Source organism: Pseudoalteromonas sp. PS5 (assembly GCF_004103255.1).
GTDB classification, from domain to species: Bacteria; Pseudomonadota; Gammaproteobacteria; order Enterobacterales; family Alteromonadaceae; genus Pseudoalteromonas; species Pseudoalteromonas peptidolytica.
The window spans coordinates 15222-30744 of record NZ_RCSQ01000038.1 but is presented as its reverse complement, the minus strand read 5'-3'; the positions used below and the strand labels follow the sequence as shown (position 1 = coordinate 30744).

Here is a 15523-nt window from a genome sequence, read left to right as displayed (position 1 = left end):
GGGTTGTTAGCTCAGTTGGGAGAGCATCGCCCTTACAAGGCGAGGGTCACTGGTTCAAGTCCAGTACAACCCACCATAAACTCTATTCAAGAGTATAAATTGAAACACAATTCGGGTTGTTAGCTCAGTTGGGAGAGCATCGCCCTTACAAGGCGAGGGTCACTGGTTCAAGTCCAGTACAACCCACCATATACTGCTTTACTTAAACTAACCGATGCAAAGCATCGCGCCAAATTTAAGCAAGGCAAGGGGCACCAGTTCAAGTCCAGAACAACCCTGCATATCTTAAGGCTAATATATAAAGTCTTCTCATCATACTTAATATGCGTAAAATTTTTGCCTAGTTATCGACAAGCTTTTCTCGCCTCAAAATAGATCACTTAATTAAGATAATTGATATAACCTCAAATCTTATCTAAAGCCTTAAATTCAAACTTGATTTTTTAACTATTTCGTCACCAACCATAATGAATAATTGGTATAAGTTGAATAGACTAACCCATTAGAAATTAGCTAATTTTTGTTTTCAAAGCTATCCTTAAGTACTAGACTAAAAGCAAATCCGATGTCTAATAAACGCCTCTATGCCAGCACCAACTATTCAAAACGCCAAAATGCTAATCGTTGAAGATCAACCATTAGCATTGAGCTATATGAAACAATCTTTGGAGCAGCTAGATTTTAGAAACTTAAAGTTTGCAGAAAGTGCAGATGCAGCTAAAGAGCTCTGTACCATTAATAAATTTGATCTTATCGTCTGCTCTTTTGGTTTAACAAAGAAACAAAATGGCTATCAGTTTTATGAAGAGCTTCGTGCTAAACAGTTAATTCGCTCAAGCACCGCTTTTATTTTTATTTCTTCAGAAACCAGCCCTGAGCTAGTTCATAGCATTATTGAGCTACAGCCAGATGACTTCTTGGTAAAACCTTTTTCAATAAAAGAATTACAATACCGTATTGAACGAGTACTCAAGCGTAAACAAGCACTCAAACAAATAAATACACTCATAGACGATAAAAACTACTCTAAAGCACTGAAAGTGCTCGATCTTGAGCTTGATAAAAAAGAACATAACTACACTTCCCTATTGCTCAAATTGAAAGGAGAATTACTCTTAAAACTTAATCATTTAGAAGAGGCAAAATCTTTCTATAAATCAGTATTAGCCTTACAAAAGTTTACTTGGGCGAAGCTTGGGCTAGTAGAAGCACTTATTAGCAATAACGAGGACGTTATTGCCCAAAAAATGCTGAAAACTTTGATTGAACGTTCAGAGACACGATTAGCAGCGCTAGATTTGCTTAGTAAACTCGAAATAAAGCTCAATCAATATGAGAACGCTCAACAACTCTTGCAGCAGGCTATTGAAATGGCACCGAGAAATATAAACCGGCAGCAGTCCTTAGGCCGTGTAGCTCAAATTAATCATGATTATGAAGCCAGTTATAAAGCGCATAAAGATATAGCAGCATTTGCTAGGTACTCTATTCACGACGGACCCGAAGTATACCTAAATGCCGCAAGAGCCGGTATCGACTTTGCTCTCAGTACAGACCAATCCGATCAAGTAACTCGCCTCACCCGCCAAACTCAAAAGTATCTCAATGACTTAAAGAGTCAATTTCCGAGTGCTCAAAATCAAGCTCAAATTGATGTGCTCAATGCACGAGTCCACTACCTGAAAGACGAACATCACAAAGCAAAGCAATTGTTAGAACAATTAGAAGATGAGACTGTAATTCGTTCCGTAGACTCAACATTAGACAAAGCTAAAGCACTGCATGAGGTAGGACTAAACCATAAAGCGCAGGAGTTATTTAACCAAGTTATCGCACACTGTGAGCGCCACCGTTCAGCAGCAGATCCAATCACCATGCGTTATCTCTACCAGCAACAGCAAGAGAAAAAAGAAATTACGATGGGGCCTAGAGAGCTTAATAACCATGCGGTAACACAATTTAATAAAGGACAGTATGAGACTGCCTTAGAGGCCTTTACACAGGCATTTCGAGTGATGCCAAAAAATGCAGGCATCGCACTGAATCTACTGCAATGTATGAGCGATCACTGCGCTAAAACAAGTGCCACATTCAACTCAAATTTAGCCAAACGCTGCACCACCTTGCTAAATCAAGCTGAATTAGACAGCGAACAGCAAATCCGCTTTGGAAAATTAAAAGCTAAATTAAGTGAAATGAAGCTCGACTTTGAGTAGCCAACCAATAAATATTCTGGCCTTATTGCTTTTTCATTGAAAGTGCATTAACACAATAACGCAACCCACTTGGCGCAGGACCATCTGGGAAAACATGACCTAGGTGACTATCGCAAATATTACAAGTGATTTCGATGCGCGTCATTCCATGGCTCTTATCGCCATGATACGCCACCGCTTCCACTGCTGCAGGCTGTGTAAACGAAGGCCAACCAGAGCCACTATCAAACTTTTCTTCGGCATCGAATAACAACTCGTCACAGCATACACAGTAGTATTTACCAGGTTCAAAAAGCTGACAACTTTGTGAGCTAAACGGGCGCTCAGTCCCCTTTTTCCTGGTGATAATGTAAGTTTCTGGAGCAAGTTCTGATTGCCATTGCTGATCCGATTTTTCAACTCTGCGAGGAGCAGTAGGATTACCATTTCTGGCAAAGTTTAATATATCTAACCACTTTAACATCTTAATTCTCTCTCTTGTTTACTTCTGTCTTGTGTTCTTCAACAGGAAGTGGCCAATCGCCAAAAAAGCAACTTAGATAGCGGCTTTTAATCAAATATAAAAGTACCCAACTCACCAACACAATTTGTACGGCAATATAAGGAGAAAAACTATAATGGGTTTTCCCAGCTTGCAAAATTAACCATGCTAAATCAAACACCGCAGTTAATATTAGTGGCAAACGCATATAACGCCAGACAACAGCGAGCTTTGGAGAACTTGTTGGCCGCCTAAGAGAAAATACAACAGTTGGTATAAGCGCGATACAAGCGATCCCTATCGCAACAAAAAAATGTTGTTTAGATTCAAAAAATAGTGACATCAAATCCAAGTCTGGGCGTCTCGCAAGCGCAGAAAACACCCAAATAAGCAATGGGCGAAGTAACACGACCAGCGCTAAATTAAAAGCGATTGGCGTACGATAAACGCCATATTTATCCCAATATTCAGGGCCGTATCGTGTTACTGACTTCATTTGACTACTCGTATTTATTTAATAGTGCGATCAGCGCCTCTTCATCGAACACGTCAATACCTAGCTCTTGTGCCTTGGCGAGCTTAGAGCCTGCTTTTTCGCCGGCATAAACTGCATCCGTATTTTTCGACACACTACCCGCGACCTTAGCGCCAAGTGCTTGCAATCTCGCTTTAGCATCGTTGCGGTTCAATTGACTTAATGTTCCTGTTAACACTAACGTCTGCCCTGTGAGCGGCTGAGCATCTTTAGGCACAGCTGCAACCTCTTGCCACATAATACCTACTTCAATCAATGCAGTTACCACTTCTTGATTATGCTGCTCAGCGAAGAAACTGTGAATGTGCTGTGCCACAATAACACCAACATCACTGACTTGTTGTAAAGTATCAATGGAGGCGGCCATCACTTTTTCAAGCGTCAGGAAGTGATTTGCCAAGTTTTGTGCTGTCGCTTCACCAACTTCTCTGATCCCAAGCGAGTACAAAAATTTGGCCAACGTTGTTTGCTTTGCAGTTTCCAGCGCCGTAACCAAGTTTTTAGCTGATTTAGGGCCCATGCGTTCAAGAGACTCAAAATGCCCTTGCTTCAAAACGAATAGGTCGGCAGGCGTTTTGATAAGCTCACGTTCTACTAGCTGTTCAACTATCTTGTCACCAAGACCATCAATATCTAGCGCTTTTCTTGAAGCAAAATGTTTTATTGCTTCTTTACGTTGTGCACGGCACACTAAACCACCGGTACAACGCGCAACCGCTTCGCCCTCAACACGTTCAACATGCGAATCACAAACTGGGCAAGTGTCAGGAAACTCAATCTCTTTAACATCGTCAGGACGTCTATCTAGAACTACTTGCGTCACTTGAGGGATAACATCACCAGCCCGACGCACAATAACCGTATCGCCAATTTTAACACCCAAACGTGCTATTTCATCACCATTATGAAGCGTTGCGTTTGATACGGTAACGCCACCGACAAATACCGGCTCTAAGCGTGCAACAGGCGTGATTGCGCCAGTACGACCAACCTGAAACTCAACATCAAGTAACTGTGTAATCTCTTCTTGCGCCGGAAACTTGAACGCAATCGCCCAGCGCGGCGCGCGAGCGACAAAGCCTAGTTGCTCTTGCTGCGCTTTGTCATTTACTTTAATTACAACACCATCAATTTCATAGGGAAGGTCAGCGCGACGAGTCATAATATCTTGATAGTAGTCCAGCGCTTGTTGCGCATTTTCTACAAGCTTAGTTTCAGGGCTCATCGGCAGCCCCCAGCTTTGCAATTGCTGTAATTGCGCATAATGTTCACCAGCTAATGCTCCGCCTTCAACTAATCCCATTGAATACGCATAAAACATCAATGGCCGCTTAGCTGTGATCTTAGAGTCTAATTGACGCAAACTGCCAGCGGCCGCATTTCTAGGGTTTGCAAAGGTCTTTTCGCCTTTTGCTTGCGCTGTCTCATTTAACTTATTGAAACCAGCTGTATCCATAAAAACTTCACCACGTACTTCGACTTCACGAGGGATATTTTCACCACGAAGTTTCAGCGGTATATTTCGAATAGTTTTGACATTCTCAGTGATATTCTCGCCAACTTGACCATCTCCCCTTGTTGCTGCTTGAACCAGCACTCCATCGCGATACAAAATAGATACGGCCAAGCCATCTAACTTTGGTTCACAACAAAAAGAAACATCTTTACTCGCTAACAAGCGCTCTTTTATACGCCGGTTGAATGCCGTAAATTCACTCTCGTCAAAAGCGTTATCCAGCGACAACATGGGAACCTGATGTGTTACCTGCTCAAACTTGCTAAGCGCTTCTCCTCCAACCTTCTGTGATGGAGAATCAGGGCTTTGTAACTCGGGGTGCTGCTGTTCAAGTGCCATCAATTGGCGCATTAAACGATCATATTCAGCATCAGGAATGCTAGGATTATCTAAAACATAATATTGATAATTGTATTCTTCGAGTTGCAGCCTAAGTTCAGCAACTTGAGTTTCGATGTTCTTTGACATTTAGACCTCTAAACGTAAAAAGCCACCAGCAAATGCCAGTGGCTTAGTATTTTTCTAGGAGAAGTTAAGCTGCGAATTCACGCACTTTTTCAACATAACCGCGCACAGCTTCAACAGTTAAAGGCTGACGGTCTTTATCTAGCACAGTTGCACCAAACTCTTCAGCAAGCTTTTTCGATGCGCTATGCAGCATATTAAATGCAGCCAAATTATCACCTTCACAAGGTAAAGTCATAAATAGGCTGATCCCACCGGTGTTAAATTGTTCCATGTTATCGATATCAAATGTGCCGGGGTTAAACATATTCACCAAGCGAAATAACACAGGGCCATTACCAGATGGCTCTAGGTGACGGTTAAAAAAGCCTTCATCTGAGTATTTAAAACCAAGACTTAAGACAGTTGGTAATAATTTTGATCCAGCCATACTTAATCCCTCAGGCATTTCTACATGCAAAATGATGAAATCCTGCGGCTCTAGCACTGTATCGCTTGCTTCATTGTCTTGCAGATCGCGCTCGTCGGCGTCAGCCTCAGCTGAATTACCTTCGCTTCCAGACTCTAAGACGCCATCAGCAACAGGCTCTTCATCCACCGCACTGAAGGTCATTTCACCAATTTCAGGCTCGTCTGGCTCTTTGTCGGAGTTTTGCGTTTTGGGTTCTTGAGATACCTCCGATGACTGCTTTTCACTGCCCTTCTTTCGAACAGACCAAAGCCCATGAATGAGTAACCCGCCTATGACCAATGCACTGATCACGATTAATGCCCATCTTAACTCTGTGGCCATTGCTCACCTTTTTGTTGTTATGCCTGTGCCATTTGCACTGCTTGTTCTATATCTACGGCAACCATACGCGATACCCCAGGTTCAGCCATGGTCACCCCCGTCAGTCTACCCGCCATTTCCATGGCGACTTTGTTATGACTGATATAAATAAATTGTACCGTTTGCGACATTTCTTCAACCAAACGACAAAATCGTCCTACGTTTGCATCGTCAAGCGGCGCATCTACCTCATCCAGCATACAAAAAGGAGCTGGATTCAGCCTAAATATTGAAAATACCAATGATAATGCGGTCAGCGCTTTTTCTCCACCACTTAACAGATGAATTGTCGAGTTTTTCTTACCTGGCGGTCTTGCCATTATAGAAACACCACTTTCAAGCAGATCATCACTAGTGAGTTCAAGGTATGCACTGCCTCCGCCAAATACCTTAGGAAACAACTCAGCTAAGTCTTCATTTACCTGGTTGAAGGTCGCACTAAAGCGAGTTTTGGTCTCTTTATCTATTTTCCTAATTACCGATTCTAACGTGGCGAGGGCATTGCTCAAATCATCTAGTTGCGTATCAAGATACAATTTACGTGCACTCGCCTCTTCAAATTCTTCGATTGCCGCTAGATTTACCGCACCTAATTTACTCAGTTTATTACTCACTTGACTCAAATTAGCTTGGTAATGCCCAAGATTAGCATCTTGTGGTAGCTGCTCTAACTCTGTTTTTAAAGTGCGACCCAGCGCTTCCAAAGGCTCAAGTGCAGCTTGTGCTTTTAGCATCAGGCTTTGTTCATCTAGCTTTAGCTGCTGCAAGGTTCCATTAAGTTTATTAACTTCCCCTCCTGCGTCTTTTAATACCGCTTTCTTTTGACTTAAATTTTCTTTTGCCTGCATAAGCGCATCAAGCATCGTTTGTTTTTGTGCTTTCGCTTCTAGGTGTTTTGCCAATAAGGACTCAATTTCCTCACTGACCTCAGCAAGCGGCTCATCACAAAGTAAAATATCTTCTTGCGCCTGCTCGATACGCAAGGTTATTTCATCATGACGATGCGCTAAATGCTCTAGCTTAGATTTACTAAGCTGTAATTCACTGTCAACTTGCTGTGATGCAAGCGTAGTGGTATGAACTAATTGCTGCGCATCTTGTAATGCGGCGCGTCGAGATTGACTATGTTGTTTAAACTCAGTCAACTTGGCCTCGGCTAGTTGTTGTATTTCTTGTGCTTGCGCTAGCAACTCATCACGTTGTAATTGCTGTTCCGTATCAAGTTCAAGTTGTGCGATGGCCTCGGCTCGCTCTTGAGCAATAACATCAAGTTGCTCTTGAATTTTTTGTCCTTGTTCACGCCAAACGCTCAGACTCTCATCCAGCATTTCAATTTTGGTTTTATGGCTGGCGATTGCTTGTGCTTTTTCATGAACGCATTGCTGTAATTCTAATAAGTCAGCTTGTGTGTCTTCAAGAGCAATACGTTTTTGTGCTACAACCTGCTCGGCCTCTTCGGCGAGTTGTTGCAAATGAGGAAGTTGAGTATGGCATGACTGCAATTGGGCATAGCGTTTTAATGCGCCACTCTCTTCATTGCTTTTCACCTTGGCCTTAAAGTTATCACCTACAATAATGCCACTGACCGTCACGCCGAGAAGGAATTGTTCACACGATTTAAAATCTGTAGATTCAGCACATAATTTAATTTTAGTTAAAAAGCTGGGGAAAAGCCCTGAGCTTATTTTTGTCGCGACGGAATCAACGGGAACTTCGAGTTCGATGGGCCATAGCGTATTCATTTCGTTTTGCTCAACGACTAAATGCGTCAACCCAAGCAGTGCCGCTTCAACGCATTCTTCATACCCCGACTCAACAACAAGCTGCGATAACATAGTCGCAGCAGAAGTCTCCGACGTTTCCTCTGCCCAGCGTGATAACGCTTTTATTTCAGATTGCACTTCTTGTAACGCCTGAAGCGCTTTTTGGGCATGAGTCTGTGCCTGTAAGATTTCTTCTTTATTGGTTTGTTCTTGACCTTGCAACATACCAGCTTGGCTTTGTAATTTAGCCATCGCTTGAACCAGCTGATGATGTGCATCCTGAGCGTCAGCCAAGTCATTTTCCAACATAGAGGCGTGATGCGCTTCGGCCTGTTCCAGCAGCTCAGCTTGGCGCTTGTCTATATGCAGTTTAGCTTGCTGTTGTTGCGTTACTTGACTTGCTCCTTGCTGTACCTGAGCATGTATTTGTTGATACTGTTTCTGTGCGTCACTATATTGCTTATCTAATTGAGTTTGCTCGGCGTCACTTTGCTCGTTTGTGAGCTGGAGTTCTTCCAATTGCAATAGTGCAATCTCAAGTCGTTCAGAAACTGCATCGACTTTTTCAGCGCGGCTCGCCACATACTCGGTTTGCTCGTCTTGCGCCTCAATTACTTCTTGCTGTTGTGATTTCAGTATTTGAGACTGCTCAATTAGCAGACGCTTTTTATCTGTTAGATTGACTTTCTGTTGCTCAAGCGTTGCTAACTGAGTTTCAATACGGTGAACACTATGTTGCGCTTGCTCATAGCCATCATTCAGGTAGGTAATTTCATGTTCCAGTGTTGCTAGCACAGAGTCATGACCACTGTGAGCTTCATTTAAAAATTCTAACTTTTCATTTAATTTAGCTATTTCGTTCGCTTTTTCCGCTTGCTTCTGCTCCAACGACTGCCACTTTAACACCGCTATCCACGATTTAAGATCACGCTCTTGAGATTTAAATGATTTGTATTCACTGGCCTGTTGAGCTTGAAGTGAGAGCTTATCTAACTGGCCTTGTAGCTCCTTCCTAACATCGAGTAAACGTTCCATATTTTCACGAGTACTTTTAATTCGAGTTTGTGTTTCTCGGCGGCGCTCTTTGTATTTTGAAATACCCGCAGCCTCTTCTAAAAAGACTCTAAGTTCCTGAGGTTTGCTCTCGATAAGCCGCGAGATCATACCCTGTTCAATAATAGCGTAGCTTCTTGGGCCAAGCCCTGTACCAAGAAAAATATCGGTAATATCACGCTTGCGACACTTACTACCATTTAAAAAGTAGAGGGATTGACCGTCTCGGGTAACTAAACGCTTGATAGCAATTTGATTGCGATCTGCGAAAGTACCAGGTAACCGGCCTTGAGTATTATCAAAGATGAGTTCAACTGAAGCTTGTGAAATCGGCTTACGTTTAGTGGAACCATTAAAAATAACGTCTGTCATGGCATCGCCACGAAGGTTTTTGGCTGAGCTTTCACCAAGCACCCAGCGTACAGCGTCAATTACATTAGATTTGCCACAACCATTAGGCCCAACGACACATGTCATCTGATCAGGAAATGGGATCTTGGTTGGCTCAACAAAGGATTTAAAGCCTGCCAGTTTGATGCTGCTCAGTCGCATAGCTTATTCGTATCAATCTTTGTTATTTTTAATAAAAGCACAATTCGTTGCTAACGGCTGTAGCTTAAGCATGGCAGCGTTTAATATTATCAAGAATAATGCCGGTAGCCATTGCCACATTTAATGACTCAGCACCGCCAAACGCAGGGATCGTCACTTTTTTATTGATGCAAGCCGCAATAGGGTCGCTGATACCATGAGATTCGCTGCCCATCACTAATACTGCATTGGAACTAAATTGACACTGATGCACACTTTCGCCACCAAGAAACGCACCATAGCATTCACCCTGATAGTGTTTTAAAAACGCCTCGAGATCGGTTCTCACCACATTAACCCGCACAAATGACCCCATCGTAGCACTGATAACTTTGGGGTTAAATTGATCTGCACAATTTTCACTCACGACAAGCTGCGTCAATCCATACCAATCAGCAAGGCGAATAATGGTTCCGAGATTACCGGGATCTGATACTCCATCTAATGCCAGCACCAGTCCATCAGTATTAATCTCCTGTACCGATGGCATAGGCACAACCGCAATCGCTGCATTATTTGACACTAAAGTGCTTACTTTTGTCAGCACTTCCTCTTCAGCCTCCACGCAGGTAGTAGTGGCGAGCTTGGCTTCATACTTTGTCAAAAATTCACTGGTGGCAAACAACTGCTCGATGGCCAATCCTGCATCAACTAACTCAATCACATTTTTTTCGCCCTGTACTAGATACAGACCATGTTGTTTGCGATATTTTTTTTGCCCTAAAGCACGTAGTTGTTTTTGTTGATTCTTGGAGATCATGTGCACCTCAAAAGTTGGATTGTCCATTATACCTGTTCAGTATCCGATAATACCAATTTTACTTGACCTAAACTTGGGATAGAAAGTGAGTGAGTCAATTAAAATATCCATACTCAAAAGCGTTATATCTCGCTAGCTAGGTGTTATGCCAAGCTCAGGTTATACCAACTCCATTTGAAGGAGCAAATTATCTGCTAGCGCATTAAATCAGGAAAGTATGTTATCTTGTGCCAAATAATACAGGGTACAGAGGTTAATATGTCACCTGAGCTAACGCTTATTCTGCTTAATTTTATCCTTCTTTTTATTGCTTACGCTTTCGTCTATCCAAAATTACAAGATAAGTCCTTTGCCAATATCGGCAAACAAGACCTATTGGTGACGGCGGCTTCTTTAATCGTTTCTGGAAGTCTATTTTATGGAAAAGACATTGAATTTTCTTTGGTGTTTTTTGACAGCAACTGGGTAGTATTTACTGTTGTGGTGTTTAGCGTGATGGAGATCCCATTTGGGCTGTGGTTTAAGCGTCGCTTTAACATTAAATTTGGAGAGTGAAGCTCATACTCTCCAATAAGACTTAACCTCGAGTTAACTAACCTGAGGTTTAAATAAAGGATGGTCTAATCCATTATTTTTAAAACATTGAACTGTGGTTGTTGCCTATTCACAGTTTAATTTTGCTTGCGCTTCACAACGCATTTGCGCATCTGCCAAATCCGCTCCGCCCATGCAAAAGTCAATTCTCATCAACTTTTCTTCCCGCCCGCGGCGCTGCGCATCAATAGCAGACCATCGCCAAGTTTTTATGAGTCGTTTAGCGTGCATAGCCAATTTTTTAGATGGGGCGCTAGTAACGTGCTCAATCTCATCAGTGTTGCCATTAGCATCAATCACAACCTTAAATACGCTACACCCTGCGAGCTTGCGCTTTGCTAATGCAGCTGGATATATAGGTGTACTATCAGCTTCTTTTTGCCAGATATCGGTCTCTGTAGATGGGTTTAGCTCTGTTGACTTTACGTCGGCGTATATTGTCTTTGCCGTTGCAGTCCAGCTTGCGGCTACGATTAACATACCTATCAATAATTGAATTTTCATAAATCTTCCTTTTTATAGTATTCAAATAGAGATCCAATCTACTACTTATTGATTAAAAAGCCAAAGTCTAATTGACTTTGGCTTTCACAGGCTGCTTAACTCACTCAGCTCGTTTTTCGCGACCAAGTAGCGCCATTGCGGCCTCTTTCACATCCTTTTGCTCATATAAGACTTGATAAATTTGCTCAGTAATAGGCATTTCGATACCGGTGCGCTTAGCTAGGAGGTAAACTTCTTTGGTATTGCGGTAGCCTTCAACTACTTGGCCTATACTTGACATAGCTTCATCTACCGATTTCCCAGTACCAAGCGCAAGGCCAAAGCGGCGATTACGTGACTGATTATCAGTACAAGTAAGAATAAGATCACCAAGCCCCGCCATACCCATAAAGGTTTCAGAGCGCGCCCCTAACGCACACCCTAAACGGCAAAGTTCAGCAAGCCCTCGAGTAATCAGCGCCGTTCTGGCATTCGCACCAAAACCAAAACCATCTGACATACCCGCGCCAATCGCGATAACGTTTTTGACCGCTCCGCCAAGCTGGATACCGATAAAGTCTTCGTTGCTATACACTCTAAACGAGCGGCCGCAATGCAGTAACTCCGCAAGCTCTTCACGGAACTTTGCGCAAATAGAAGATACGGAAATCGCAGTGGGTAATCCCGCAGCCATTTCTTTTGCAAAGGTAGGCCCACTTAGCACCGCCAGCGGCACATCGTCACCCAACACATCCAGTGCAACCTCTTGCAACAGTCGCCCGGTATTTGGTTCGAGCCCTTTGGTTGCCCACGCGACTTTTGCATTTTCAAGTAGCATAGGTTTAATCTTCTTTAGCGTGTCTGCAAACGCATGACTTGGCACAACCACCAAAATACGCTCGCTAGACTTAACAGCCGTTTCTAAATCAGCCTCAAGGTCAAGCGTGTTTGGAAACTGGATGTCTGGAAGATAACGTTGGTTTTTACGCTCAGCTGCTAGCGCCTCAACGTGTTCGCTATTGCGTCCCCACAGTGTCACTTGATGACCATTTCGGGCAAAACAAATAGCAAGGGCGGTGCCATAAGACCCCGCCCCTAGTACTGTTACAGCTGATTTTGCTGTACTCATCAATTATGCGTCAGCAGTTTGCTCAGGCTGTGCTTGAGCCGCACGTTGCTGCATATATTGAGCAAATAATGCGTCAAAGTTAACTGGCGCAAGGTTTAACTGTGGGAAAGTACCACGGTTAACTAGGCTTGCTACCGCTTCACGCGCATAAGGGAATAGGATATTAGGGCAGAAAGCACCTAGCATGTGCGCCATTTGCATCTCTTCAAGGTCAGCAATTGCGAAAATACCAGCTTGTTGAATTTCACATAAGAATGCTGTTTCTTCACCAATTGTTGCTGTTACTGTCAATGCTAGTACAACTTCGAATACGTTATCATCAAGCTTGGCAGAACGAGTGTCCATGTCTAGCTTAACTTCTGGCGTCCACTCTTTTTGGAAGATAGCTGGCGAGTTTGGTGTTTCAAAAGACACATCTTTAGTGTAGATGCGTTGAATATTAAACTGTGCACCTTCTTGTTGTTCTGCTGCTTGGTTTTGTTCTGCCATGATTATTTCCTAAATTCTGTTGTGTTTCTGCTAATTCATTAACAGTCATTATTTAAATTACGTTACGCAACTTATCGCTCTTCAATCAATTATGCTTGCAATAAATTGTCGAGCTCGCCTCGCGCTTCAAGCGCCATCATATCGTCACATCCGCCGATATGGCGTTCAGCGATAAATATTTGTGGCACGGTGTGTCCACCATTCGCTTTTGCTATCATCTCATCACGAAGTTCAGGCTGTGCACCAATATCATACTCCGTGTATATAACGCTTTTAGCGTCCAATAGCGCTTTTGCACGGTGGCAAAATGGGCAATAGTCTTTGGTGTAGATCACGACTTGGCTCATCATATACCTCGATTATTTTCCGTTAGAGATTGGTAAACCCGCATTTTGCCATGCGCCAATACCGCCGGATAATACAAATACTTGCTCGAATCCAGCTTTGTGCATGTTATCAGCCACAGCGGATGCTGTCATACCCGTATTACAGACTAATATAATGGGCTTCGATTTATGTTTTTCAAGACCAGCAAAATCTTTTTGCTTAAGCTTTTCAGCATTCACTTGTTCAGCTCCCGCAATATGGCCTTGGTTAAATTCTTTTACCGCTCGCATGTCAAGCACTTGACCTTCTTGACGATTTACTAACAAAGTAAGCTGCTGAGGGTTAATCTGTCTGATTTTAGAGAATTTGCTCTTAAACCAGCTGTTCAGTAGCATCGCGGCTAACACAATCCAAATAATGCTAAGTACCGGATGGTTACCTAAAAACGCAACGTATTGTTCCATTAATTTTTTCAACCAAAAGTTTTCAAATCATTAAGTGGCAGCAAGTATACCCTCTTTATTCTCGACAAAACAGACTTGTTCACATCCGCAAATATCAATTTGTATGCTGATAATTCATCACTGTGGGGCTGAATATTCATACAAAAACAGGTATTCTACTGTCAACAACCAGAGCAGCTTATATCAAGTACCGCAGTATAACTTTTCAATATTATTGCTGGTTTCTAGTTATGAGCCATCAACATCGTGCCTAATTCAGGATTTCAGGAGCGCAAATGACAGCTAAGAAAAAGCCATTGGTATTAATGATTTTAGACGGTTGGGGCTATCGCGAAGAAAGCGAAAGTAACGCTATTTTGGCCGCCAATACCCCAGTATTAGACGAACTCTGGCGCTCAGTTCCTCATACCTTAATCTCTGGATCTGGTCTTGATGTCGGCCTACCTGATGGCCAAATGGGTAACTCTGAAGTTGGCCACGTAAACCTAGGTGCAGGACGTGTGGTTTATCAAGACTTCACTCGCATTACCAAAGCAATTGATGATGGTGAGTTTGAACACAACCCAGCACTGGTTGAGAATATCGACAAAGCGGCTGCTCAAGGCAAAGCCGTTCATCTAATGGGACTTCTAAGTCCAGGTGGTGTTCACAGTCACGAAGACCATATTGTTGCAGCGATAAAATTAGCCGCTGAGCGCGGAGCCACTGTATATCTACATGCCTTTCTAGATGGCCGTGATACGCCGCCACGCAGTGCACAAGCGTCAATCGAAAAGATAGAAGCCCTGATGCAGTCTTTAAACTGTGGTCGACTCGCTTCTATTGTTGGTCGCTACTACGCAATGGATCGCGACAACCGCTGGGATCGCGTTGAATTAGCCTACAATCTAATGGTCAGTGGTGAAGCTGAATTTACCTACCAAAACGGTGTTGAAGCATTACAAGCTGCCTACGCACGCGATGAAAATGATGAATTTGTAAAAGCATCTATTATCGCTGCTGAAGGTGAGTCTGCCGCGACTATCAATGATGGTGACACAGTTATTTTTATGAACTTCCGAGCTGACCGAGCGCGTCAGATGACCCGTACTTTTGTTGATGCTGACTTTAATGGCTTTGAAAAACGCAAAGCGCCAAACCTAAGTGCTTTTGTGATGATGACGGAGTACGCTGCTGACATTAAAGCACCTATCGCTTTCGCGCCCGAAGCTTTGGTCAATGTCCTAGGTGAATGGCTAGCTAAACACAACAAAACTCAGCTACGTATCTCAGAAACAGAAAAATATGCTCACGTTACCTTCTTCTTTAGCGGTGGTCGTGAGGACTTATTTGAAGGGGAAAAACGTGAACTTATTCCTTCACCACAAGTGGCCACATACGACTTACAGCCTGAGATGAATTCAGAAATGCTAACTGATAAATTAGTGGCAGCTATTCATAGCGGTGAATTCGACGTGATTATTTGTAACTATCCAAATGGTGATATGGTTGGGCACTCTGGTGTATTCGAAGCTGCTGTAAAAGCATGCGAAGCCGTAGATAAATGTATTGGCCGTGTGGTTGCTGCGCTAAAAGAAAGTGGTGGTGAAGCATTAATAACAGCAGATCACGGCAATGCAGAGCAAATGCTTAACCCGAAGACAGGTCAAGCTCATACCGCTCACACCAGCGAGCCTGTACCATTTATTTATGTTGGTCGTGATGCAGAGCCACAAGCAGGAAAAGCACTAAGCGATGTTGCGCCGACAATGCTACATTTACTTGGCATGGAGCAGCCTAGCGAGATGACGGGCACTCCAATAATGCGTTTAAAATAGCGGCTCAC

The 15523-nt window shown here is 43.1% G+C and carries 14 protein-coding genes and 2 tRNA genes; 5 read left to right on the top strand and 11 right to left on the bottom strand.

Translation table 11 applies throughout. The features are described from left to right. From D9603_RS05345 to D9603_RS05335, 3 genes are all read left to right on the top strand, one after another. Window positions 1–76, top strand: a tRNA-Val gene (locus tag D9603_RS05345). Window positions 77–113: 37 nt separating this feature from the next. Continuing rightward, window positions 114–189: transfer RNA gene (locus tag D9603_RS05340), tRNA-Val, on the top strand. 395 nt (window positions 190–584) lie between these two features. Then, entirely contained in the window at window positions 585–2216 is a 1632-nt protein-coding gene (locus D9603_RS05335; RefSeq protein ID WP_125253302.1) for a response regulator, read from the top strand. A 22-nt stretch (window positions 2217–2238) separates the two neighbouring features. On the opposite strand, the gene msrB is transcribed toward D9603_RS05335, so the two are convergent. The 6 genes from msrB to D9603_RS05305 all read right to left on the bottom strand — a co-directional run bounded on the left by msrB (window position 2239) and on the right by D9603_RS05305 (window position 10212). Continuing rightward, window positions 2239–2679 carry a peptide-methionine (R)-S-oxide reductase MsrB gene (gene msrB, locus D9603_RS05330; RefSeq protein ID WP_128730549.1) on the bottom strand — a complete coding sequence of 147 codons (441 nt, stop codon included), beginning with the start codon at window positions 2677–2679 and terminating at the stop codon, window positions 2239–2241. Between the two features lies 1 nt (window position 2680). Further along, on the bottom strand, window positions 2681–3193 hold the full coding sequence (locus D9603_RS05325; protein WP_128730548.1) for a DUF2919 domain-containing protein: 513 nt from the start codon (window positions 3191–3193) through the stop codon (window positions 2681–2683). Between the two features lie 4 nt (window positions 3194–3197). Continuing rightward, window positions 3198–5216, bottom strand: coding sequence for an NAD-dependent DNA ligase LigA (gene ligA, locus D9603_RS05320; RefSeq protein ID WP_128730547.1), 2019 nt, complete (start codon window positions 5214–5216; stop codon window positions 3198–3200). A 64-nt stretch (window positions 5217–5280) separates the two neighbouring features. Next, the gene (zipA, locus tag D9603_RS05315) at window positions 5281–6006 is read right to left on the bottom strand and encodes a cell division protein ZipA (RefSeq protein WP_128730546.1); all 726 of its coding nucleotides are present in this window, start codon (window positions 6004–6006) and stop codon (window positions 5281–5283) included. Between the two features lie 17 nt (window positions 6007–6023). Beyond that, on the bottom strand, window positions 6024–9413 hold the full coding sequence (locus D9603_RS05310) for an AAA family ATPase (protein WP_128730545.1): 3390 nt from the start codon (window positions 9411–9413) through the stop codon (window positions 6024–6026). Between the two features lie 64 nt (window positions 9414–9477). Continuing rightward, entirely contained in the window at window positions 9478–10212 is a 735-nt protein-coding gene (locus tag D9603_RS05305) for an RNA methyltransferase (protein ID WP_194086951.1), read from the bottom strand. Between the two features lie 258 nt (window positions 10213–10470). On the opposite strand from D9603_RS05305, the gene D9603_RS05300 reads away from it, so the two are divergent. Then, complete coding sequence (locus D9603_RS05300) at window positions 10471–10767, top strand: hypothetical protein (protein ID WP_125253309.1); 297 nt, start codon at window positions 10471–10473, stop codon at window positions 10765–10767. A gap of 105 nt (window positions 10768–10872) precedes the next feature. Here D9603_RS05300 and D9603_RS05295 read toward each other — a convergent pair whose 3' ends face one another. The 5 genes from D9603_RS05295 to D9603_RS05275 all read right to left on the bottom strand — a co-directional run bounded on the left by D9603_RS05295 (window position 10873) and on the right by D9603_RS05275 (window position 13698). Then, window positions 10873–11310 (bottom strand): energy transducer TonB, encoded by a 438-nt coding sequence (locus D9603_RS05295; protein ID WP_128730543.1) that lies wholly within the window; start codon window positions 11308–11310, stop codon window positions 10873–10875. Window positions 11311–11410: 100 nt separating this feature from the next. Continuing rightward, window positions 11411–12418, bottom strand: coding sequence for an NAD(P)H-dependent glycerol-3-phosphate dehydrogenase (gpsA, locus tag D9603_RS05290; protein WP_125253311.1), 1008 nt, complete (start codon window positions 12416–12418; stop codon window positions 11411–11413). Between the two features lie 3 nt (window positions 12419–12421). After that, window positions 12422–12907, bottom strand: coding sequence for a protein-export chaperone SecB (gene secB, locus D9603_RS05285; RefSeq protein ID WP_125253312.1), 486 nt, complete (start codon window positions 12905–12907; stop codon window positions 12422–12424). An 89-nt stretch (window positions 12908–12996) separates the two neighbouring features. Continuing rightward, window positions 12997–13254 carry a glutaredoxin 3 gene (grxC, locus tag D9603_RS05280; RefSeq protein WP_170178632.1) on the bottom strand — a complete coding sequence of 86 codons (258 nt, stop codon included), beginning with the start codon at window positions 13252–13254 and terminating at the stop codon, window positions 12997–12999. A 12-nt stretch (window positions 13255–13266) separates the two neighbouring features. Next, window positions 13267–13698 carry a rhodanese-like domain-containing protein gene (locus D9603_RS05275; RefSeq protein ID WP_125253314.1) on the bottom strand — a complete coding sequence of 144 codons (432 nt, stop codon included), beginning with the start codon at window positions 13696–13698 and terminating at the stop codon, window positions 13267–13269. Window positions 13699–13973: 275 nt separating this feature from the next. On the opposite strand from D9603_RS05275, the gene gpmM reads away from it, so the two are divergent. Next, window positions 13974–15515 (top strand): 2,3-bisphosphoglycerate-independent phosphoglycerate mutase, encoded by a 1542-nt coding sequence (gene gpmM / locus D9603_RS05270; protein ID WP_128730541.1) that lies wholly within the window; start codon window positions 13974–13976, stop codon window positions 15513–15515. Window positions 15516–15523: the final 8 nt, after the last annotated feature.

What these genes read in the sequence shown, in the direction of transcription:
- D9603_RS05335 (WP_125253302.1), top strand. Translation starts at nt 585, where the DNA reads ATGCCAGCACCAACTATTCAAAACGCCAAAATGCTAATCGTTGAAGAT.
- msrB (WP_128730549.1), bottom strand. Translation starts at nt 2,679, where the DNA reads ATGTTAAAGTGGTTAGATATATTAAACTTTGCCAGAAATGGTAATCCT.
- D9603_RS05325 (WP_128730548.1), bottom strand. Translation starts at nt 3,193, where the DNA reads ATGAAGTCAGTAACACGATACGGCCCTGAATATTGGGATAAATATGGC.
- ligA (WP_128730547.1), bottom strand. Translation starts at nt 5,216, where the DNA reads ATGTCAAAGAACATCGAAACTCAAGTTGCTGAACTTAGGCTGCAACTC.
- zipA (WP_128730546.1), bottom strand. Translation starts at nt 6,006, where the DNA reads ATGGCCACAGAGTTAAGATGGGCATTAATCGTGATCAGTGCATTGGTC.
- D9603_RS05310 (WP_128730545.1), bottom strand. Translation starts at nt 9,413, where the DNA reads ATGCGACTGAGCAGCATCAAACTGGCAGGCTTTAAATCCTTTGTTGAG.
- D9603_RS05305 (WP_194086951.1), bottom strand. Translation starts at nt 10,212, where the DNA reads ATGATCTCCAAGAATCAACAAAAACAACTACGTGCTTTAGGGCAAAAA.
- D9603_RS05300 (WP_125253309.1), top strand. Translation starts at nt 10,471, where the DNA reads ATGTCACCTGAGCTAACGCTTATTCTGCTTAATTTTATCCTTCTTTTT.
- D9603_RS05295 (WP_128730543.1), bottom strand. Translation starts at nt 11,310, where the DNA reads ATGAAAATTCAATTATTGATAGGTATGTTAATCGTAGCCGCAAGCTGG.
- gpsA (WP_125253311.1), bottom strand. Translation starts at nt 12,418, where the DNA reads ATGAGTACAGCAAAATCAGCTGTAACAGTACTAGGGGCGGGGTCTTAT.
- secB (WP_125253312.1), bottom strand. Translation starts at nt 12,907, where the DNA reads ATGGCAGAACAAAACCAAGCAGCAGAACAACAAGAAGGTGCACAGTTT.
- grxC (WP_170178632.1), bottom strand. Translation starts at nt 13,254, where the DNA reads ATGAGCCAAGTCGTGATCTACACCAAAGACTATTGCCCATTTTGCCAC.
- D9603_RS05275 (WP_125253314.1), bottom strand. Translation starts at nt 13,698, where the DNA reads ATGGAACAATACGTTGCGTTTTTAGGTAACCATCCGGTACTTAGCATT.
- gpmM (WP_128730541.1), top strand. Translation starts at nt 13,974, where the DNA reads ATGACAGCTAAGAAAAAGCCATTGGTATTAATGATTTTAGACGGTTGG.